This window comes from Algibacter marinivivus (assembly GCF_003143755.1).
GTDB classification, from domain to species: Bacteria; Bacteroidota; Bacteroidia; order Flavobacteriales; family Flavobacteriaceae; genus Algibacter_B; species Algibacter_B marinivivus.
The window spans coordinates 681,451-698,117 of the sequence record NZ_QFRI01000001.1 but is presented as its reverse complement, the minus strand read 5'-3'; the positions used below and the strand labels follow the sequence as shown (position 1 = coordinate 698,117).

20 protein-coding genes are annotated in these 16,667 nt (G+C 32.0%); 12 read left to right on the top strand and 8 right to left on the bottom strand.

The window, feature by feature from the left end:
- The first annotated feature begins 36 nt into the window (after window positions 1-36).
- The 3 genes from DIS18_RS03325 to DIS18_RS03315 are packed head-to-tail and all read left to right on the top strand — an operon-like array spanning window position 37 to window position 2,656.
- Window positions 37-759, top strand: a complete 723-nt coding sequence (locus DIS18_RS03325) for a polyprenol monophosphomannose synthase (protein ID WP_109352570.1) — start codon at window positions 37-39, stop codon at window positions 757-759.
- 5 nt (window positions 760-764) lie between these two features.
- Window positions 765-2,111 (top strand): dihydroorotase, encoded by a 1,347-nt coding sequence (locus DIS18_RS03320; protein WP_109351607.1) that lies wholly within the window; start codon window positions 765-767, stop codon window positions 2,109-2,111.
- Window positions 2,108-2,656, top strand: a complete 549-nt coding sequence (locus DIS18_RS03315; RefSeq protein WP_109351606.1) for a DUF4296 domain-containing protein — start codon at window positions 2,108-2,110, stop codon at window positions 2,654-2,656. The genes DIS18_RS03320 and DIS18_RS03315 overlap by 4 nt, the downstream gene beginning before the upstream one ends.
- On the opposite strand, the gene DIS18_RS03310 is transcribed toward DIS18_RS03315, so the two are convergent.
- Window positions 2,640-3,641 carry an NAD-dependent epimerase/dehydratase family protein gene (locus DIS18_RS03310; protein ID WP_109351605.1) on the bottom strand — a complete coding sequence of 334 codons (1,002 nt, stop codon included), beginning with the start codon at window positions 3,639-3,641 and terminating at the stop codon, window positions 2,640-2,642. The two genes, DIS18_RS03315 and DIS18_RS03310, sit on opposite strands and share 17 nt — an antisense overlap.
- 87 nt (window positions 3,642-3,728) lie before the next feature.
- Here DIS18_RS03310 and tyrS point away from each other — a divergent pair, with 87 nt between their 5' ends.
- On the top strand, window positions 3,729-5,024 hold the full coding sequence (gene tyrS, locus DIS18_RS03305; RefSeq protein WP_109351604.1) for a tyrosine--tRNA ligase: 1,296 nt from the start codon (window positions 3,729-3,731) through the stop codon (window positions 5,022-5,024).
- A gap of 122 nt (window positions 5,025-5,146) precedes the next feature.
- On the opposite strand, the gene DIS18_RS03300 is transcribed toward tyrS, so the two are convergent.
- The 3 genes from DIS18_RS03300 to DIS18_RS03290 all read right to left on the bottom strand — a co-directional run bounded on the left by DIS18_RS03300 (window position 5,147) and on the right by DIS18_RS03290 (window position 7,208).
- Window positions 5,147-5,593 (bottom strand): YHS domain-containing (seleno)protein, encoded by a 447-nt coding sequence (locus tag DIS18_RS03300; RefSeq protein WP_109351603.1) that lies wholly within the window; start codon window positions 5,591-5,593, stop codon window positions 5,147-5,149.
- Window positions 5,594-5,642: 49 nt separating this feature from the next.
- Window positions 5,643-6,623, bottom strand: coding sequence for a LuxE/PaaK family acyltransferase (locus DIS18_RS03295; RefSeq protein WP_109351602.1), 981 nt, complete (start codon window positions 6,621-6,623; stop codon window positions 5,643-5,645).
- Between the two features lie 243 nt (window positions 6,624-6,866).
- A complete protein-coding gene (locus tag DIS18_RS03290) occupies window positions 6,867-7,208 on the bottom strand; it encodes a T9SS type A sorting domain-containing protein (protein WP_109351601.1) in 342 nt (113 codons plus the stop codon).
- A 195-nt stretch (window positions 7,209-7,403) separates the two neighbouring features.
- Here DIS18_RS03290 and DIS18_RS03285 point away from each other — a divergent pair, with 195 nt between their 5' ends.
- Complete coding sequence (locus tag DIS18_RS03285; protein WP_109351600.1) at window positions 7,404-8,084, top strand: response regulator transcription factor; 681 nt, start codon at window positions 7,404-7,406, stop codon at window positions 8,082-8,084.
- Entirely contained in the window at window positions 8,085-9,128 is a 1,044-nt protein-coding gene (locus DIS18_RS03280; protein ID WP_109351599.1) for a sensor histidine kinase, read from the top strand. It abuts the gene before it with no gap.
- Here the strand turns inward: DIS18_RS03280 and DIS18_RS03275 are convergent.
- A complete protein-coding gene (locus DIS18_RS03275; RefSeq protein WP_109351598.1) occupies window positions 9,111-10,157 on the bottom strand; it encodes a glycosyltransferase in 1,047 nt (348 codons plus the stop codon). The two genes, DIS18_RS03280 and DIS18_RS03275, sit on opposite strands and share 18 nt — an antisense overlap.
- 180 nt (window positions 10,158-10,337) lie before the next feature.
- Between DIS18_RS03275 and trmB the strand changes: the two genes are divergently transcribed.
- The 6 genes from trmB (at window position 10,338) to DIS18_RS03245 (ending at window position 14,122) form a co-directional block, all read left to right on the top strand.
- Window positions 10,338-11,012: a tRNA (guanosine(46)-N7)-methyltransferase TrmB gene (gene trmB, locus DIS18_RS03270; RefSeq protein WP_109351597.1), complete on the top strand. Its 675-nt coding sequence runs from the start codon at window positions 10,338-10,340 to the stop codon at window positions 11,010-11,012.
- Between the two features lie 2 nt (window positions 11,013-11,014).
- Entirely contained in the window at window positions 11,015-11,644 is a 630-nt protein-coding gene (locus DIS18_RS03265) for a lysine transporter LysE (RefSeq protein ID WP_245925563.1), read from the top strand.
- A 2-nt stretch (window positions 11,645-11,646) separates the two neighbouring features.
- Window positions 11,647-11,976 (top strand): MGMT family protein, encoded by a 330-nt coding sequence (locus DIS18_RS03260; protein ID WP_109351595.1) that lies wholly within the window; start codon window positions 11,647-11,649, stop codon window positions 11,974-11,976.
- Between the two features lie 223 nt (window positions 11,977-12,199).
- Window positions 12,200-13,336, top strand: coding sequence for an Mrp/NBP35 family ATP-binding protein (locus DIS18_RS03255; RefSeq protein ID WP_109351594.1), 1,137 nt, complete (start codon window positions 12,200-12,202; stop codon window positions 13,334-13,336).
- Window positions 13,337-13,339: 3 nt separating this feature from the next.
- A complete protein-coding gene (locus tag DIS18_RS03250) occupies window positions 13,340-13,582 on the top strand; it encodes a NifU family protein (RefSeq protein WP_109351593.1) in 243 nt (80 codons plus the stop codon).
- A gap of 210 nt (window positions 13,583-13,792) precedes the next feature.
- Entirely contained in the window at window positions 13,793-14,122 is a 330-nt protein-coding gene (locus DIS18_RS03245) for a 2Fe-2S iron-sulfur cluster-binding family protein (protein WP_109351592.1), read from the top strand.
- On the opposite strand, the gene DIS18_RS03240 is transcribed toward DIS18_RS03245, so the two are convergent.
- The 3 genes from DIS18_RS03240 to DIS18_RS03230 form a co-directional block, all read right to left on the bottom strand.
- A complete protein-coding gene (locus DIS18_RS03240; RefSeq protein WP_109351591.1) occupies window positions 14,123-14,917 on the bottom strand; it encodes a DUF1853 family protein in 795 nt (264 codons plus the stop codon).
- A 21-nt stretch (window positions 14,918-14,938) separates the two neighbouring features.
- The gene (locus DIS18_RS03235) at window positions 14,939-15,838 is read right to left on the bottom strand and encodes a metallophosphoesterase family protein (protein ID WP_109351590.1); all 900 of its coding nucleotides are present in this window, start codon (window positions 15,836-15,838) and stop codon (window positions 14,939-14,941) included.
- A 63-nt stretch (window positions 15,839-15,901) separates the two neighbouring features.
- The gene (locus tag DIS18_RS03230; RefSeq protein WP_109351589.1) at window positions 15,902-16,660 is read right to left on the bottom strand and encodes an SGNH/GDSL hydrolase family protein; all 759 of its coding nucleotides are present in this window, start codon (window positions 16,658-16,660) and stop codon (window positions 15,902-15,904) included.
- Between the last annotated feature and the right edge of the window lie 7 nt (window positions 16,661-16,667).

The window sequence follows — 16,667 nt, the reverse complement described above, 5'->3', positions numbered from 1 at the left end:
CTAAAACAAAAAAAGGATTTCAATATTAATAGAAATATGTCTGATACGGTTGTAATTATACCAACATATAATGAAATTGAAAACATTGAACCTATAATAAGGGCAGTATTTTCTCAATCAGATGCTATTAACATACTTATTGTTGATGATAATTCTCCAGATTTAACAGCTTTAAAAGTTAAAGAACTCCAAAAAGAATTTCCTAAAAAGCTTTTTTTAGAGCTTAGAAAAGAGAAATCTGGGTTGGGTACAGCATACATACATGGATTTAAATGGAGTTTAGCAAAAGGCTATGACTATATTTTTGAAATGGATGCTGATTTTTCGCATAATCCAAAAGACATTCTGAGGTTATATGATGCTTGCTCTAAAGAAGGGGCAGATATGTCTATAGGATCAAGATATGTAACAGGTGTTAACGTGGTTAATTGGCCAATGGCTAGAGTCTTAATGTCTTATTTAGCATCAAAATATGTGCGATTAATAACAGGTATGAAAATTCATGATACCACAGCTGGATTTGTATGTTATAAAAGACATGTTTTAGAAGCTATTGATTTAGAAGCTGTTAAGTTTATAGGCTATGCATTTCAAATAGAAATGAAGTTTAAAGCCTATTTAAAAAAATTTAAAATTGTTGAAGTTCCAGTTATTTTTACTGATAGAACAAGAGGTGAATCTAAATTAAGCTCTGGAATTATTTCTGAAGCTATTTTTGGAGTTATGTCTATGAAGTTGAAAAGTTTATTTAAAAAGTAAAGTGCATGCAAAAGAAAATTACACTTATAAAAAATGCTAAAATAGTTAATGAAGGCACCATTTTTAGTGGCGATATATTAATTGAAGGCGAACGTATTAAAGAGATAGCAGAATCTATTAGTGCAAAATCTGCAGATGTTTTGGTTATTGATGCTGAAGGAAAACATGTTTTACCTGGAGCTATTGATGATCAAGTACATTTTAGAGAACCAGGTTTAACGCACAAAGCTGATATTGCAACAGAATCTAAAGCAGCTATTGCTGGAGGCATAACCTCTTTTGTTGAAATGCCAAACACAAACCCGCAAACTACAACTATTGAAAAATTAGAAGAAAAATTTGAAATAGCAGCTAAAACATCATCTGCAAATTATTCGTTTATGTTTGGCGGAACTAATGATAATTTAGATGAAATTTTAAAGCTAGATGTAAATCAAGTTGCCGGTTTAAAACTGTTTTTAGGGTCTTCAACAGGAAATATGTTGGTTGACGATCCGAAGGTTTTAGAAAAGATTTTCAAAAGCACTAATATGGTTATTTCTGTGCATTGTGAAGATGAAGGCACTGTAAAGAAAAATTTAAAAAAGCATATAGAGGAATTTGGAGATGATATTCCTATTAAATACCATCCAATCATTAGGAGTGAGGAGGCATGTTATTTATCATCATCTCAAGCCATAGAATTAGCTAAAAAAACTGGAGCTAGATTGCATGTTTTTCATCTTTCAACAGGAAAGGAGACTAATTTATTTACAAATAAAATCCCTTTAAAAGAAAAGAAAATTACCGCTGAAGTTTGTGTGCACCATTTATGGTTTTCTGATGAAGACTATGATGAAAAAGGTACTCATATAAAATGGAATCCAGCAGTTAAAACTAAAACCGATAGAGATCAATTATGGGAAGCTTTATTGGATGATCGAATTGACGTGATTGCTACAGACCATGCGCCACACACTAAAGAGGAAAAGGAAAACGTTTATACAAGTGCGCCATCAGGAGGTCCTTTGGTGCAACACGCTTTACCTGCTATGTTAGAAATGTATCACAAAGAAAAAATTTCTTTAGAAAAAATAGTTGAGAAAATGTGCCACAATCCAGCCATTTTATTTCAAGTGGCAAGACGTGGTTATATAAAAGAAGGGTATTATGCTGATTTAGTATTGGTGGATTTAAATAACCCATGGACGGTTACAAAAGAGAATATTTTATATAAATGTGGATGGTCTCCTTTTGAGGGATCTACTTTTAAATCTAGAATTACACATACATTTTTAAATGGTAACTTAGTCTATCATAATGCTAAGTTTAGTGATGTGAAATCTGCAAAACGATTAACTTTTAACAGATGATTTTAAAACGACTTGTATTATTGGTTAGTGTTATTTTCATTGCCACAGCGTGCAGTAAATTGAAAGGGCCAGATAAGCCAAAGAATTTGATTTCTAAGGATAAAATGGTTGATATTTTGATTGATGCTAAACTAATTACATCTGCAAGTTCCAAAAACAAAATTATTATGAGAGATAGTAGTCTTAATATGAAGACTTATATCTATGAAAAACACAAAATAGATAGTTTGCAATTTGCTTTGAGTAATAATTATTATGCATTTCATATTGAAGACTATGAAGAAATTTATACTAGGCTTGCTGATAGTTTAGATAAATTAAAGAAGCGCTTAAAAAAGCAAGAAGCCTTAGAGTGGAAAGAACAAACTAAACGAGAAGCAGACTCTATAGAGAACGTTCTAAAGGAAAAAGAACGTTTGAAAGCTGGTAAAAAAGATGCTTTAGGAATTCCTATGATAAAAGACTCAGTACAAATTGACGACGAACTTTTGGAGGATAGCATTAAAGAGATAGAAGGATTAGTTGAGCCTATTTCGGATAATTAGCCCCAATAGAAACAATAGTGTCATCAATAGCTTTGAATTTATAATTTAAAGCTGTTTTTATTTTATCGCTACTATAATGCGTTTCTGTTGTTAAAGATTTAGCAATATGTTTGGTTAACTGCCTTCGCTTTCCTGTTAGTTTATGTTTTAACCAATCTAATCTCCATACAATGTTTAAAAGTTTTTTACTTGCTTGCTTTTTCGGTATTTTAGAATTTACAGCTTTGGCTAAAGCTTGAAGAAAATTTTTGTATGTCCAATTTTCAGCAACTAAAACAAAGCGATCGTTTTTTATTTCGCTTTCCATTAAAGCAATCATAATAGAAATAACGTCATCAACTGCAACTAACCCAACAGTTCCCGAGGTGTAATACTTTAAACTTTTTTTTGCTTTTTTAAACAAACTCCCAGAGCCATAATGCCATATACCTGCGCCTAAAATAACACCTGGATTTACAACAACAGCATCAAGCCCTTCTTGAGTACCTCTCCAAACTTCCATTTCAGCTCCATATTTTGTAATGGCATAAACGCTATTGTCTTCCTCAGGATTCCAATTAGTATCTTCAGAAATTGGTGTGTTGTTTAAAGTGTTTCCTAAAGCTGCAATAGAACTTACATAACACATTTTTTCAATGCTGTTAGAGATTCCAAGATTTACAATATTAGCGGTACCTTCAATATTTGTTTTTCGTAAAAGTTGATACTTATCTGGTTCAAATGAAACAAATGCTGCGCAATGATATACATGAGTAACTCCAACAAAAGCCTCAGAAAGAGCAGGAACATCAAGAAGGTCGGCTTTTATCCATTCTATTTTGTTGAATAAGGAATTGTAGTCTTCGGTATAATAAGAAAATACATTTTGAGTATTTTCAAGTTTACGCTCAGTTCTGTATATCGCCTTTACTTTTTCATTATTAGAAATAAGTTTGTAAAGCAAATGTGCTCCAACTAATCCAGTTCCTCCTGTTACTAAAATCATGTAACGAAATTAAAGAATTATTCATAATACATAAGTAATTATGGCTGTATTTTTATCTTTGCATAGTTTTGTACAAATTAAAAAAAGATGATAAAGAATTTTGTTGAAGAATTAACTTGGAGAGGCATGATACATACTGTTATGCCAGGAGCTGAAGAACATTTGATGGAAAGCATGCGAAGTGCTTATGTGGGTTTTGATCCTACAGCTGATTCTTTACATATTGGAAACTTAGTGCCTATTATGCTTTTGGCGCATTATCAACGTTGCGGGCATAAACCAGTAGCTTTGGTTGGTGGTGCTACAGGTATGATTGGAGATCCTTCAGGGAAATCTAATGAGCGTAATTTGTTAGATGAAAAAACACTTCGTCATAATCAAGAGGCTATAAAATCACAGTTGGCTCATTTTTTAGATTTTGAAAGTAATGAGGCTAATGCTGCTGAACTTGTTAATAATTATGATTGGATGAAAGACTTTTCATTTCTTGAATTTATTCGTGATGTTGGTAAGCATATTACAGTAAACTATATGATGGCTAAAGATTCTGTAAAGAATAGAATTTCATCCGAATCATCGGAAGGGATGAGTTTTACAGAGTTTACGTATCAATTAGTGCAAGGTTACGATTTTCTTCACCTTTATAAAGCGAATAATTGCTCTATTCAAATGGGAGGAAGTGATCAATGGGGTAATATTACAACAGGAACAGAACTTATTAGAAGAATAGCAAGCGGAAAAGGTTTTGCTATTACGTGCCCATTAATCACAAAATCGGATGGTTCAAAATTTGGTAAATCTGAAGGCGGAAATGTTTGGTTAGACGCCAATAGAACATCACCTTATAAATTTTACCAATATTGGTTGAATTCAAGTGATGAAGATGCAGAAAAGTATATTAAGATATTTACCTTTTTAAATGAAGATGAAATTAATGGTTTGATATCTGAACATAAAGAAGCACCACATTTAAGAGTATTGCAAAAACGTTTAGCTGAGGAAATTACTGTAATGGTCCATTCTCAAGATGATTTAGACAATGCTATTAAAGCAAGTAATATATTATTTGGAAAATCTACAAGTGAAGATTTAAAAGCTTTAGATGAAAAAACTTTTTTAGATGTTTTTGATGGTGTTCCGCAAACTCAAATTGAACAATCTGAAATGGATAATGGATTAGATATTATTGCAGCCTTAGCTGAAAAAGGAGGCTTTTTAAAATCTAACGGAGAGGCTAGAAGAGCACTTAAAGAAAACTCTATTTCAGTAAATAAAGAGAAGGTAAAAGATGATTACAGTATTACCTCAAAAGATTTAATAAACAATAAGTTTGTGTTATTACAAAGGGGAAAAAAGAATTACTTTGTATTACAAATAGTATAAAAATAAAAAAGCCTGAGTTCTCACTCAGGCTTTAACATTAACCAATCACTAAAAACTAATTTTTCTTTTTCTTAGCCCTATTTTAGACGTATTCTTTTTTAAAAACTTACTTTAAGTTGAGGTTATTTTTTAAACTTGATATTCATCCAATTTTTATCTGCTTTTTCTCTTAACACAATTTCATTTTCCTTTTTCCATAACTTCAAAGTATTTGTGCCCCAAGCATTATAAAATAAGTATAGTTTCTCGTCTTTAATTTGAAATGTTTGTGGGTTTATGGATACTTTGTCACTTTTAAGAGCAATAGCGTAAGCACAATAACCACCGTATTGAGGGATGTATTTTTCAGGATTTTTATTGAATACTTCTAGATTTTCTGATGATGAAAATTTGTATTTAACACCATCAAATGAAGTTGTGAATTTTTTATCGCCTTCAATGGCTTCATTGTTAAAATAAGCAACCACATCAAAGCCGTTAGCTACGTATCCTTTTTTTAAATTGTAATCTATGGTTTGAGCAGATACTGAGTGTGTAATAATGAGTAATAAAATAAGAAGTTGCTTCATAAAAAGAGATATTTTACAATAAGTCTAAAAATGAAGAAGACCTTACAATTTATAGTACCATAAGATTACAACCACGAATATCTGAATTGTCAAACCTTCCAATGACTTCAAAGGAACCATTGCTATTTAGACGACCTAAATCCTGAGTTGCTATAAAAGCGCAAGAGTTTATATTGGCTAAATCTATAATATTTAAACCACCAGCTTTTCCTGAAGTTTGTATAGTAAGTGCATCCTCAGTATCACGTATTAAAATTTGCATCCAAGGTGGACAATTGAATACACCGTTTCCTTTGGAATACGCTTGACTTAAAAGTTCGGTCATGCCATATTCACTATGAATATAATCTACTCCAAAACCTTTTTTTAATCTATTATGGAGTTCGGTTCGGATGAGTTCTTTTCGTCTCCCTTTCATACCACCAGTTTCCATGATGATAGTGTTTTTTAAGTTGAACTGATAGGTTTCAATTAAATCTAACAACGCAAAAGAAACACCTATTAGTAATACCTTTTTACCTTCTCTATCTGTTTTTTCTAGAGTTTTTTTTAACTCAGAAAGGTTGTTTAAATAAAAGCCGCTTTCTGAATGTTTGGAGGTTTTTATCATAGCATCTACCATGTAGATTAACGATGAGCCTTCACGCTCTAGATAAGAAGGTAGCAACCCTAAAACTACATAGTCTTCAATATTACCATAAAACAGTTCAAAACCTTTTGTAAAACTTTTGGTGTAAACATTTAAATCGGTAACGTGATGTTTACTTGTTTCATCTCCAGTAGTTCCAGAGCTTGTAAAAGTTGTTTTTACGGTGTCTTTAGAACTTAAAACATCTCGTGTTTTAAAAAACTGAATGGGTAAAAAAGGAATATCTTTAATTGTTTTAACCTCACTAGGGTGTTTGTAAAGTAAATCGCAAAAAGACCTGTAGACACGATTGTTTTCAAATTGAAATTTAAAAACTTCTAAGGCTAAAGCTTCAAATTCAGTTTGATTTTTTATGTTAAAAATAGAGGTTGTGTCTATCATAAGTTCTAAGAAACAAAAGTATACAATACCTATTCAACCTCAAAATAAGTTATACTGTTGATTGTGAGTTAGAATGCGCGTTAGGGATAGTAGTGGATAGCCCACAGCCTGATCCCGACCTCGATAGCTATCGGGGTTAAGGGAGAGGTGCGAGGACTTGTAACGGATAGCCCGACCCTTGTGGTAACGCAAAAAAAAAGCGCTGCTAAAAAGCAACGCATTAAGAATATATTATACTTTTTTCTACCTGATAACAAGTTTCCTTGATTCACTGATGTTATTTTCAGTAATTTTTAAAATATAAACACCTTTTCTTAAGTTAGAAATATTTAATTCTCTGCCAGATAAAACGGTAGCAAAAACTTGTTTACCAAGCACATCAAATATTTCAATTTGTTTAATTAAACTTCGCTTAGAGGTAATGTTTATTATAGGTCTTTGACTATTGACAGGGTTAGGGTAAATGGCTAATCCTTCAATATTAGGTTGCGTAGAGGGGTTTTTAGCAAGGTTTTGAGCATCCAGATTTTGGATTGTAAAACATGCTAATACGGCGAATAAAAATAATGAGTAAATATTTTTCATACACTACGATTTGGTTATACAAAGGTAGTATTTTACAGCAAAAGTGATGCCAAAACACTGTTAAATATTGCAGTAATTGGTCGAAATCTTAAAATTGATATTAAGGGTTTGTTATCTTAATGTTATTAAATTAGCTATTTATATTAAATTGTGTTTTAAGTTTTATCTTTACTTCAATAAATATATCTAAGAGTAATGAAAAAGAAGGATATTAAAATACTATTGGTTGATGATGAACCAGATATCTTAGAAATAGTTGGTTATAATTTGTCTAATGAAGGATATCAAATTATTACTGCCGAAAACGGACAAGTAGGAGTTGAAAAAGCAAAAAAAGAACTGCCACATTTAATAATTTTAGATGTAATGATGCCAGAAATGGATGGTATTGAAGCTTGTGAAATTATTAGAAAAAATCCGAATTTAAAAAATACTATAATTACCTTTTTAACTGCTAGAGGAGAAGACTACTCTCAAGTTGCAGGTTTTGATGCAGGTGCAGACGATTACATAACAAAACCCATTAAACCTAAAGTTTTAATAAGCAAAGTAAAAGCGCTTTTAAGACGTTTTAAAGAAGAAGATGTTGCTAATACAGTTAAAGTTGGTAGCTTAGTTATTAATAGGGATGAATATAAAATTGTCTCGAAAGGAAAAGAACTTATTTTACCAAGAAAAGAGTTTGAATTATTATCTTTACTTGCATCGAAGCCAGGGAAAGTGTTTAAAAGAGACGAAATTCTTGATGCCGTTTGGGGTAACGAAGTTATTGTTGGAGGTAGAACTATTGATGTTCATATTAGAAAACTTCGTGAAAAATTAGGAGACGAAAGCTTTAAAACTATTAAAGGTGTAGGTTATAAGTTTGTTGATTAAATGCAGCCAAAATTTAAAAAGTCATATCGATTTGCTGTTCGTACAGCGGTATACATAACAATATACACAACACTCTTAATGAGTGTTTTTTTGTATTACTATCAAATACTTCAGTGGTATTATCCGCTAATTTTTTCTGTTTGTATTTTTTTATTTTCGTTTGTAATTATTCAATTTAGTGTAGAGCGTTTTATATACAAGCGGGTTAAAAAAATATATGATGATTTAACATTACTAGAATCTGCTAGTATAGCAAAAGGGGCTATTACCACCAACATGCAAACCTTAACTGAAGAAATAGACAAATTTGCTAGAGATAAAAAGCTTGAAATTGAAACTCTAAAAGTAAGAGAAGAGTACCGAAAAGAATTTTTAGGAAATGTGTCTCATGAGTTAAAAACACCATTATTTACTGTTCAAGGATATATTTTAACCCTACTTGATGGAGCAATGAATGATAAAAATATTAGAGAGAAATATTTACAAAGAGCAAGCAAAGGGATAGAGCGGTTAGGTTATATTATTAATGATTTAGACATGATTACCAAATTAGAAGTAGGTGATTTAAGTTTAAATATGGAGGTTTTTAATATTGTTGATCTTGTAGAAAATGTTTTTGATATGTTAGAAATTAAAGCTAACAAGAAAAACATAACATTAACTTTTGACAGAGACTACCCTAGCCCTATAACTGTAAAAGCAGATAAAGACCGTATTCAGCAAGTTCTAACTAATTTAATAATAAACTCATTAAAGTATGGAAGCGAAAAAGGCACTACAGAAGTTAGTATAGAAAACCTAATTAAAAATAAAGTAATTGTAAGAGTTACTGATAATGGTGAGGGTATAAATAAAATACATATACCTAGACTTTTTGAGCGTTTTTATCGTGTTGATAAAAGTGGTTCGAGAAAAGAAGGGGGCTCTGGTCTTGGGCTTTCTATTGTAAAACATATTATTGAAGCTCACGAAGAGAAAATATATGTTGAAAGTGAGTATGGTGTGGGGAGTGAGTTTTCTTTTACCCTAGAAAAAACCGAATAAATCTTTAAAATTAGTTTCAAAGTTTATAGATTTAAGTCCTTTATAGTTTTCAACTTCTTGTAATTTACTCAAATTAAAATCTTCCTGTTTACAACTAGGTGCTAAAAGCATTTCATTTAGTCTTTTTGCCAAATACTCCTGTTCAAACTGTCCTGGTGTGGGGATAAAAAATACTTTTTTATTAAGTTTAGCTAAATCCATAATAGTTGTGTATCCAGATCTAGATAGTATTAAAGTACTTTCGTTAATACTTTTTTCAAGTAAGTTAGATGTCATAAAATTATAGATAGTAATATGGCCTAATACTTGTTTAGTTTGCTTTTTTTCTACAATACCCTTTACAAAAACAACTTCTCCTGTGTAGTCTTTTAAGTTAAAAAATAATTGTTCTTCAAGTAAGGACCGTTGTGGTTCAGGGCCGGAAAGCAAAACCAACAAATCGTTCTTCACTTTGTTGGAACTTTTAGTAAATCTACTCAGCGGGCCTATGTATTTAACAGGCATGTCAAAATCATCAACATGCCCTAATCTGCCGCTTAAATTAATAGCATCGTTAGTGTCAGGAACCCAGCATTCATCAAATTTTTTAATGATTTTTTGATGCATTTTAGAGCTTAGCCAAGTGGTATTTCCGCTCAAAACATTCAACTGGTGCGTAATAAAAACCGATGGCACTTTTTTACTTCTAACCCCTAATCTATTATCCGAAATTATTCCAGCAATGTCATTATGCTCCAAAATTCTAGAAATCGCTTTTTTTTCAGCCTTAATCGCCTTTAAAAGCTTAGGGGAATCCTTCAGAAGTTTTAATTTAAAAAGTCTACCATTTTTCGTATAAATAATGTTGTAAGATGGTAACTCAATCGTAGATAAGTTCGGAAATTCTTTTCTTAATAGCTCTAAAGCAGCACCATCACTAGCAATTACGGGCACAAATCCTCCGTCAATCAAAGCGTTAATAATGGGTATGCAACGCGTAGCATGTCCAAGTCCCCAATTTAAAGGCGCAACTAAAATTCGTTTTTTCATTTTAATAATTTGGGCGTTACCACAAGGGTCGGGCTTTCCATTGCAAGTCCTCACTCGTACCTCGTTATGGGCTTTACACTGCAATCCCTAACGCACATATTAACTAATTTCAAAGATAAGCTATTAAGGTTCTTGTGTATTTGCTTAATTTTACCAAATCAAAATTAATAATAAGAAGTTTTGGGGAGTAAAAATAAACTAAGAAGGTTCAAAGAAAACGAAACATTTGCTAATGTTATTCAACCTTCAAGAGAAGATTTGGTGGAATCAAATTTCGATTTAAAAGGAAATTGGAGATCACAATTTTTTAAAAACAATAATCCTTTAATCTTAGAGTTAGGTTGTGGTAAAGGTGAGTATTCTGTTGCATTAGCTCAAAAATATCCAAATAAAAACTTTATAGGTATAGATATAAAGGGTGCTCGTTTCTGGAGAGGTGCTAAAACAGCCATTGAAGAAAACATTTCAAACGTAGGCTTTCTTCGTACGCAAATAGAACTCATAGATCATGCTTTTGCAGAACATGAAGTAGACGAAATATGGATAACATTCCCAGATCCACAAATAAAATACAAGCGTACAAAACACCGCATGACTAATGCTACTTTTTTAGAACGTTACAAGAAAATACTAAAACCAGAAGGTGTTGCGAATCTCAAAACAGATAGTGAATTTATGCATGGTTATACTTTAGGTTTGTTACATGGCGCGGGACACGATGTACTTTATGCAAACCATAATGTTTACAAGCAAGAAGGTAGTCCAGAAGAGGTAACAAGTATTCAAACCTATTACGAGTCTCAATACTTAGAACAAAACAAACCAATTACGTATATTAGGTTTAAAATTAAATAAGCGTGAGCATAACCTTTATCTTTTTTTTAGGTTTATTTTTTGCAATGATTGGTGTTATCCCACCAGGGTTGTTGAACATGACGGCAGCCAAAATAAGCCTTAAAGAAGGCCATGTAAGAGGTATAGTGTTTTCTGCAGGTGTATGCGTTATTGTTTTAGTACAAACCTATTTGGCTAGTATTTTTGCGCGTTATTTAACTATGCACCCTGAAGTAATAGGTGTTTTAAGAAGCGTAGCTTTAGTAATATTTATTTTAATAACTATTTATTTTTTGTTTGTTGCTAAATCAACTCCTAAGCAACAAATAGAACCAAAAATAAAAAGTAAGCACAGTCGTTTTTTTCAAGGCATATTCATGTCGGCAATCAATGTGTTTCCTATACCATATCAAGCCTATATGACAATTACCTTAGCGTCATTCGGTTGGATGACGTTCGAAAAATCTAGCATTATGGCCTATGTTATTGGGGCTGCTACAGGAACATTTGTAACACTCTATATGTATATTTTCTTCTTTGATAAAATTAAAGGAAAAACATTTACTTCTCAAAAAAACATGAATCGCATTATTGGAGGTATCACAGGTGTTATTTCTATTTTCACTTTAATTAATATCATTCAAGACATTTAAAAATGAAACCAGAAACTTTAAATTTCTTCGATAAAGTTTATGAAGTTGCAAAACTAATTCCTTATGGACGTGTAACAAGTTACGGAGCCATTGCAAAATATTTAGGAGCAGCAAGAAGCGCAAGAATGGTTGGGTATGCCATGAATGGTTCTAGTGGAAAAGATGTACCTGCACACCGTGTAGTAAACCGAAAAGGTTTACTAACAGGAAAACATCATTTTGATGGCACAAACCTTATGCAACAACTGTTAGAAAGTGAAGGCGTTAAAGTTATTGAAAATCAAATTCAAGATTTAGAAAAAGTGTATTGGGACCCTTCTAAGGAGTTGTAATTATTTTTAAATAATTAAAATGGTCTACCATAAAAATCCCTAATAATCACATCAATAAAACTTCTAACTTCAGACTGCTGTCTTCAATCTTTATTCTCTATCTTTGCCCTTAGAATGATTCTTAATAGAGAAAATAAAACATTCATAACTAAGATTTGAGACATCTTGAAATTTTAAAAGGAATGTTGCATGTGACCTTTAAAAGTCAAGTATTAAATAACACATGAAACTAGATAAAAAAGATATACTAAAAGCGCTTGAAAATATTACCGTTCCTGGAGAAGGACAAAATATGGTAGAAAGCGGTGCTGTAAAAAACGTCATCACATTTGGAGATGAGGTTATTGTTGATATCACAATAAAAAACCCAAGTTTACAAGCTAAAAAAAGAACGGAAGTTGATATCCTTAAAACCATCCATGAAAAGGTTTATGAGAAGGCAAAAATTACAGTAAACGTTAAAGTTGAAGCACCAGCAAAACCCAAAACAAATGTTATAAAAGGAAACCCAATACCAGGGATACAAAATATAGTTGCAGTAGCATCAGGAAAAGGTGGTGTAGGGAAATCTACAGTAACAGCAAATTTAGCTGTTGCTTTAGCGAAAATGGGCTTTAAAGTAGGCGTTTTAGATGCTGATATTTACGGGCCATCTATCCCAATTATGTTTGATGTAGAAGCTGAAAAACCTTTAGCAGTGAACATTGATGGAAAATCAAAAATGAAACCCATAGAAAATTACGGCGTAAAAGTATTATCTATTGGATTTTTCACACAACCAAATCAAGCAGTAGTATGGCGAGGGCCAATGGCTGCTAAAGCACTAAATCAAATGATTTTTGATGCTCATTGGGGTGAATTAGATTTCTTGTTATTAGATTTACCACCCGGAACAGGAGATATTCATTTAAGTATCATGCAATCACTACCAATTACTGGAGCAGTTGTAGTAAGCACACCTCAAAACGTTGCGTTAGCTGATGCTAAAAAAGGTGTAGCAATGTTTCAACAAGAAAGTATTAACGTGCCTGTTTTAGGAATTATAGAAAATATGGCGTACTTTACTCCTGCTGAATTACCAGACAATAAATATTTCATCTTCGGACAAGAAGGTGCAAAACATTTAGCAGAAGATTTAGATGTTCCATTTTTAGGAGAATTACCTTTGGTACAAAGTATAAGAGAAGCAGGAGATGTTGGTCGTCCAGCAGCATTACAAACAGCAACGCCACTAGAGCAAGCTTTCGAGAAGCTAACTCAAAATGTGGTGCAAGAAGTAGTAAGGCGAAACGACGATTTACCACCAACCGAAGCCATTAAAATTACAACCATGGCAGGTTGTTCAGCAGTAAAAAAATAAAGTATGACTTCAGAAGAATTAAAAGAAAAAGTTGAAATAGCACTAGATGAAATTCGTCCATTTTTACAAAGTGATGGTGGTGATATTTCTCTATTATCCATCGAAGATGATAAACTAGTAAAAGTGCAATTAAAAGGCGCATGTGTAGGTTGTAGTGTTAACCAAATGACGCTTAAATCTGGTGTAGAAATGACTATCAAAAAGCACGCACCACAAATAGAGCAAGTAGTAAATATAGATGCTTAGTCAGAAAACTTAAAAAGGTTCTGCTAAAGTTTCAATTAAAATAACAATCCAATGAAAAAGGAATCCTTAAAATTCTATAATTTTAAGGATTCCTTATTTTTTTACAAGGCATTTTAAATTCACTACTAAAAAGCGTTAAAATAAAAGTACTTACATTAAATTTGTGGCATGAATTATGACATGCATTTGGTAGAATTACAAAATTAAAACATGGAAGACGTAAATATAAAAATCACAGACAGAGACGGCGTAACACACGACATTGTTGCACCAACTGATATGGCCATGAATCTTATGGAAGTTGTAAGGTCTTACGAACTTGCTCCAGAAGGTACTATCGGTGTTTGCGGCGGTATGGCTATGTGTGCCTCTTGCCAGTGTTATGTTAAAAGTGATACGGAATTGCCAGAAATGAGTGATGATGAAGAAGCTATGTTGTCCGAAGCTTTTGATGTTCAAGATAATAGTCGTTTAGGCTGCCAAATTCAAATCACTCCAGAAATGGAAGGCCTTGAAGTAGAGCTTGCTCCTGAGAGTTAATCACCACCAAACCAAAAATAGCTTTTTTAATTCTCCATTCTTAAATTTTATCCAGCATAAAGCAGAAAATTTTTGTTCAAGAAAATTTTTGGTTTTCAACTCAAATGTATTAAAGTTTAACCAGTTCACGTTAGCATGCGGAATGACTAACCAATCTTTTTTATTTGGTATATAAAACTTGCAATCCTCAAATTGTTGTAATGCATTTAGATTAATATAAAACCCAGCAATACAATCTGTATTCAAAGTATTAAGTTTTATGTCTTGATTTGAAAAAGGTAAAAATAACTGTGCTTTAAAATACACTTGTTGCTTAATAACTTCAATGTTTATATCAAGAGTGTCTAAATACGGTTTACAAACATCAGAGTAGAGTAGAGGTAATTGTTTATCCTTTAATTTATTGAGTTTTTCTAATAAAGAATCTTTCCTATTAGGGCCAATAAAATGATTAATTTCAGAATCTCCTACAGATTCATCATATAAGTAAAACTTATAAATTATTTCAAGATGTACGGGCTTATCATTTTTAAGCAGTAAACAATCCAATTCACCCAAAGTAATTTTACCATCTTGAATTTGGATATTCTCAGCTAAAACAGAAATATCATTTTGTTGTTCTAATTCAAAAGACACTAAACGCTCAACATATTTACCCAGACGAAGATTTTCATCTAATGAAATCTCAATCTTATCATACTTGGAAGAAATTTCAAATTGTTCAATATTAAAAATAGAATTGTTTACCCACAAACAAGGTGTTTTTAAAAAGCCTTCATATCTTTTTTTAAGCATTGGAATTTAAGAAATGTGTTTTTATTCGGTTTTATAATCCACCAACTTCACAGGGCCTTCAAGTAAAACCCTAACAATTTGAAGTGTTCCATCATCTCTTGTAGCAATTTGCCATTTAATTAATGAAATAGCGCCATTTTCAATCTCAATGCCTGTAATACTTCTTGGATGTACACAACTACCATCATTAAAAAAAGCAATATCACCGGGCTCTGGAAAACGTGGTCTGTGAGTGTGTCCAACAATAGTCATTAAATTATTGTTTTCAGTAATCCATTTTTTAGTTCTACGTTCAACTTTAATGAGTTCTTTGTAGTTTTTAGCAGGACTTGTTGGGTCTGCAATTCCCATAACGTTAAGTGGTTTCCAAAGTACACGAACCATAAATCGGCTCCATTTCCAAAATAAAAAATTCCACCAATCTGCTTGATGCCCATGGGTTAAAAATAATTCTTGACCTGTCATGCAATGTTTTAAAACAAGTCCTTCATGATATTTTATATCTCCAAAAAGTTCAACATCTTCTCCAACTTTCGGATCAAAATAAGTAGATAAATGTTTCTTTATATAGTTTGGGTCTCTGTAAACCATGTCATGATTTCCCCATATCATATGTAGCCTATTACCCTTATGAAATAGCTTCATAAGCATATACACATTCTTATGAGCATTCAAGATGGATTCAAAAGATAGGTTTTCCCAAAGTTCATCGCCATCACCCAACTCGCAATACTGAAATCCTTCAGCATAATAATGCTTTAAAGCATGGAAGTAGATATTTCGGTTATTGGCAAAATCATCAGCAAAACTATTATCACCTCTATGGCAATCGCTAAATAGAATAAACTTACTATCATCATCAAAATCAATGACTTTAGCATTTTTGTAAGCGTTATCTAATCTTTTCTTGGATGAAAACATAGAGTAAATGTAATCAAAAAAAGGATTTATTATAGAAACACTTTTTTTGATTTTCAATTAATTTTAAAGTTTTGAAAGAGCCACAGGAAGTATGCGATCAACAAACTTAGTATAAGCTAATTCTGATGGGTGTAAGCCATCTGATGCCACAAGTTCAGGTTTATCTAATCCTTCTCGAGTTATATCGGTTATGTATACATAGCTAATGTTGTTGTCTTCACAATAATTTTTTGCAAATTCATTGTAACTATCTAATCGTCTAGAAATAGTGATATTACCTTTTCCAAAAGGCGTATAAGCGTAATCGGGTATAGAAATAACTATAACTTTGTTTTTGTTAGATTTTGCTTTGTTTATAGCTGTTTTTACAAGTTCTGGAAATTCAGTTTCGTAAATAGAAAAAGGCCTGTTTTGAAATTCATTGTTAACACCAATTAAAAGGGTTACTAAATCATAATCATTTGGTGGATTTTCTGTGTTAATAGCACTAATTAAGCTAGAGGTGGTCCAACCAGTTTTGGCTATAACTTTTAACTTAATACTTGAGGCTGATTCCACTCTTTTTTTTAAGCCTTCTTTTAATTGTTCAGGAAATCGGCATGTTTCACATACACTTTGACCAATTGTGTAACTATCTCCTAGAGAAAGAATACTTAAACTAACACCATTTGAAGTTTCTGTATTAGTTTCTTCTTCATTTTGTTCAGTGCTATCCTCAATTTCAGTGTCATCATTTAAGGTTTCAACATCAGGATTTTCAGAACATCCTAACACTAAAAACACACCCAAACTAAAGTATAGTAAGGTAAATTTCAATTTCATTTTTTAT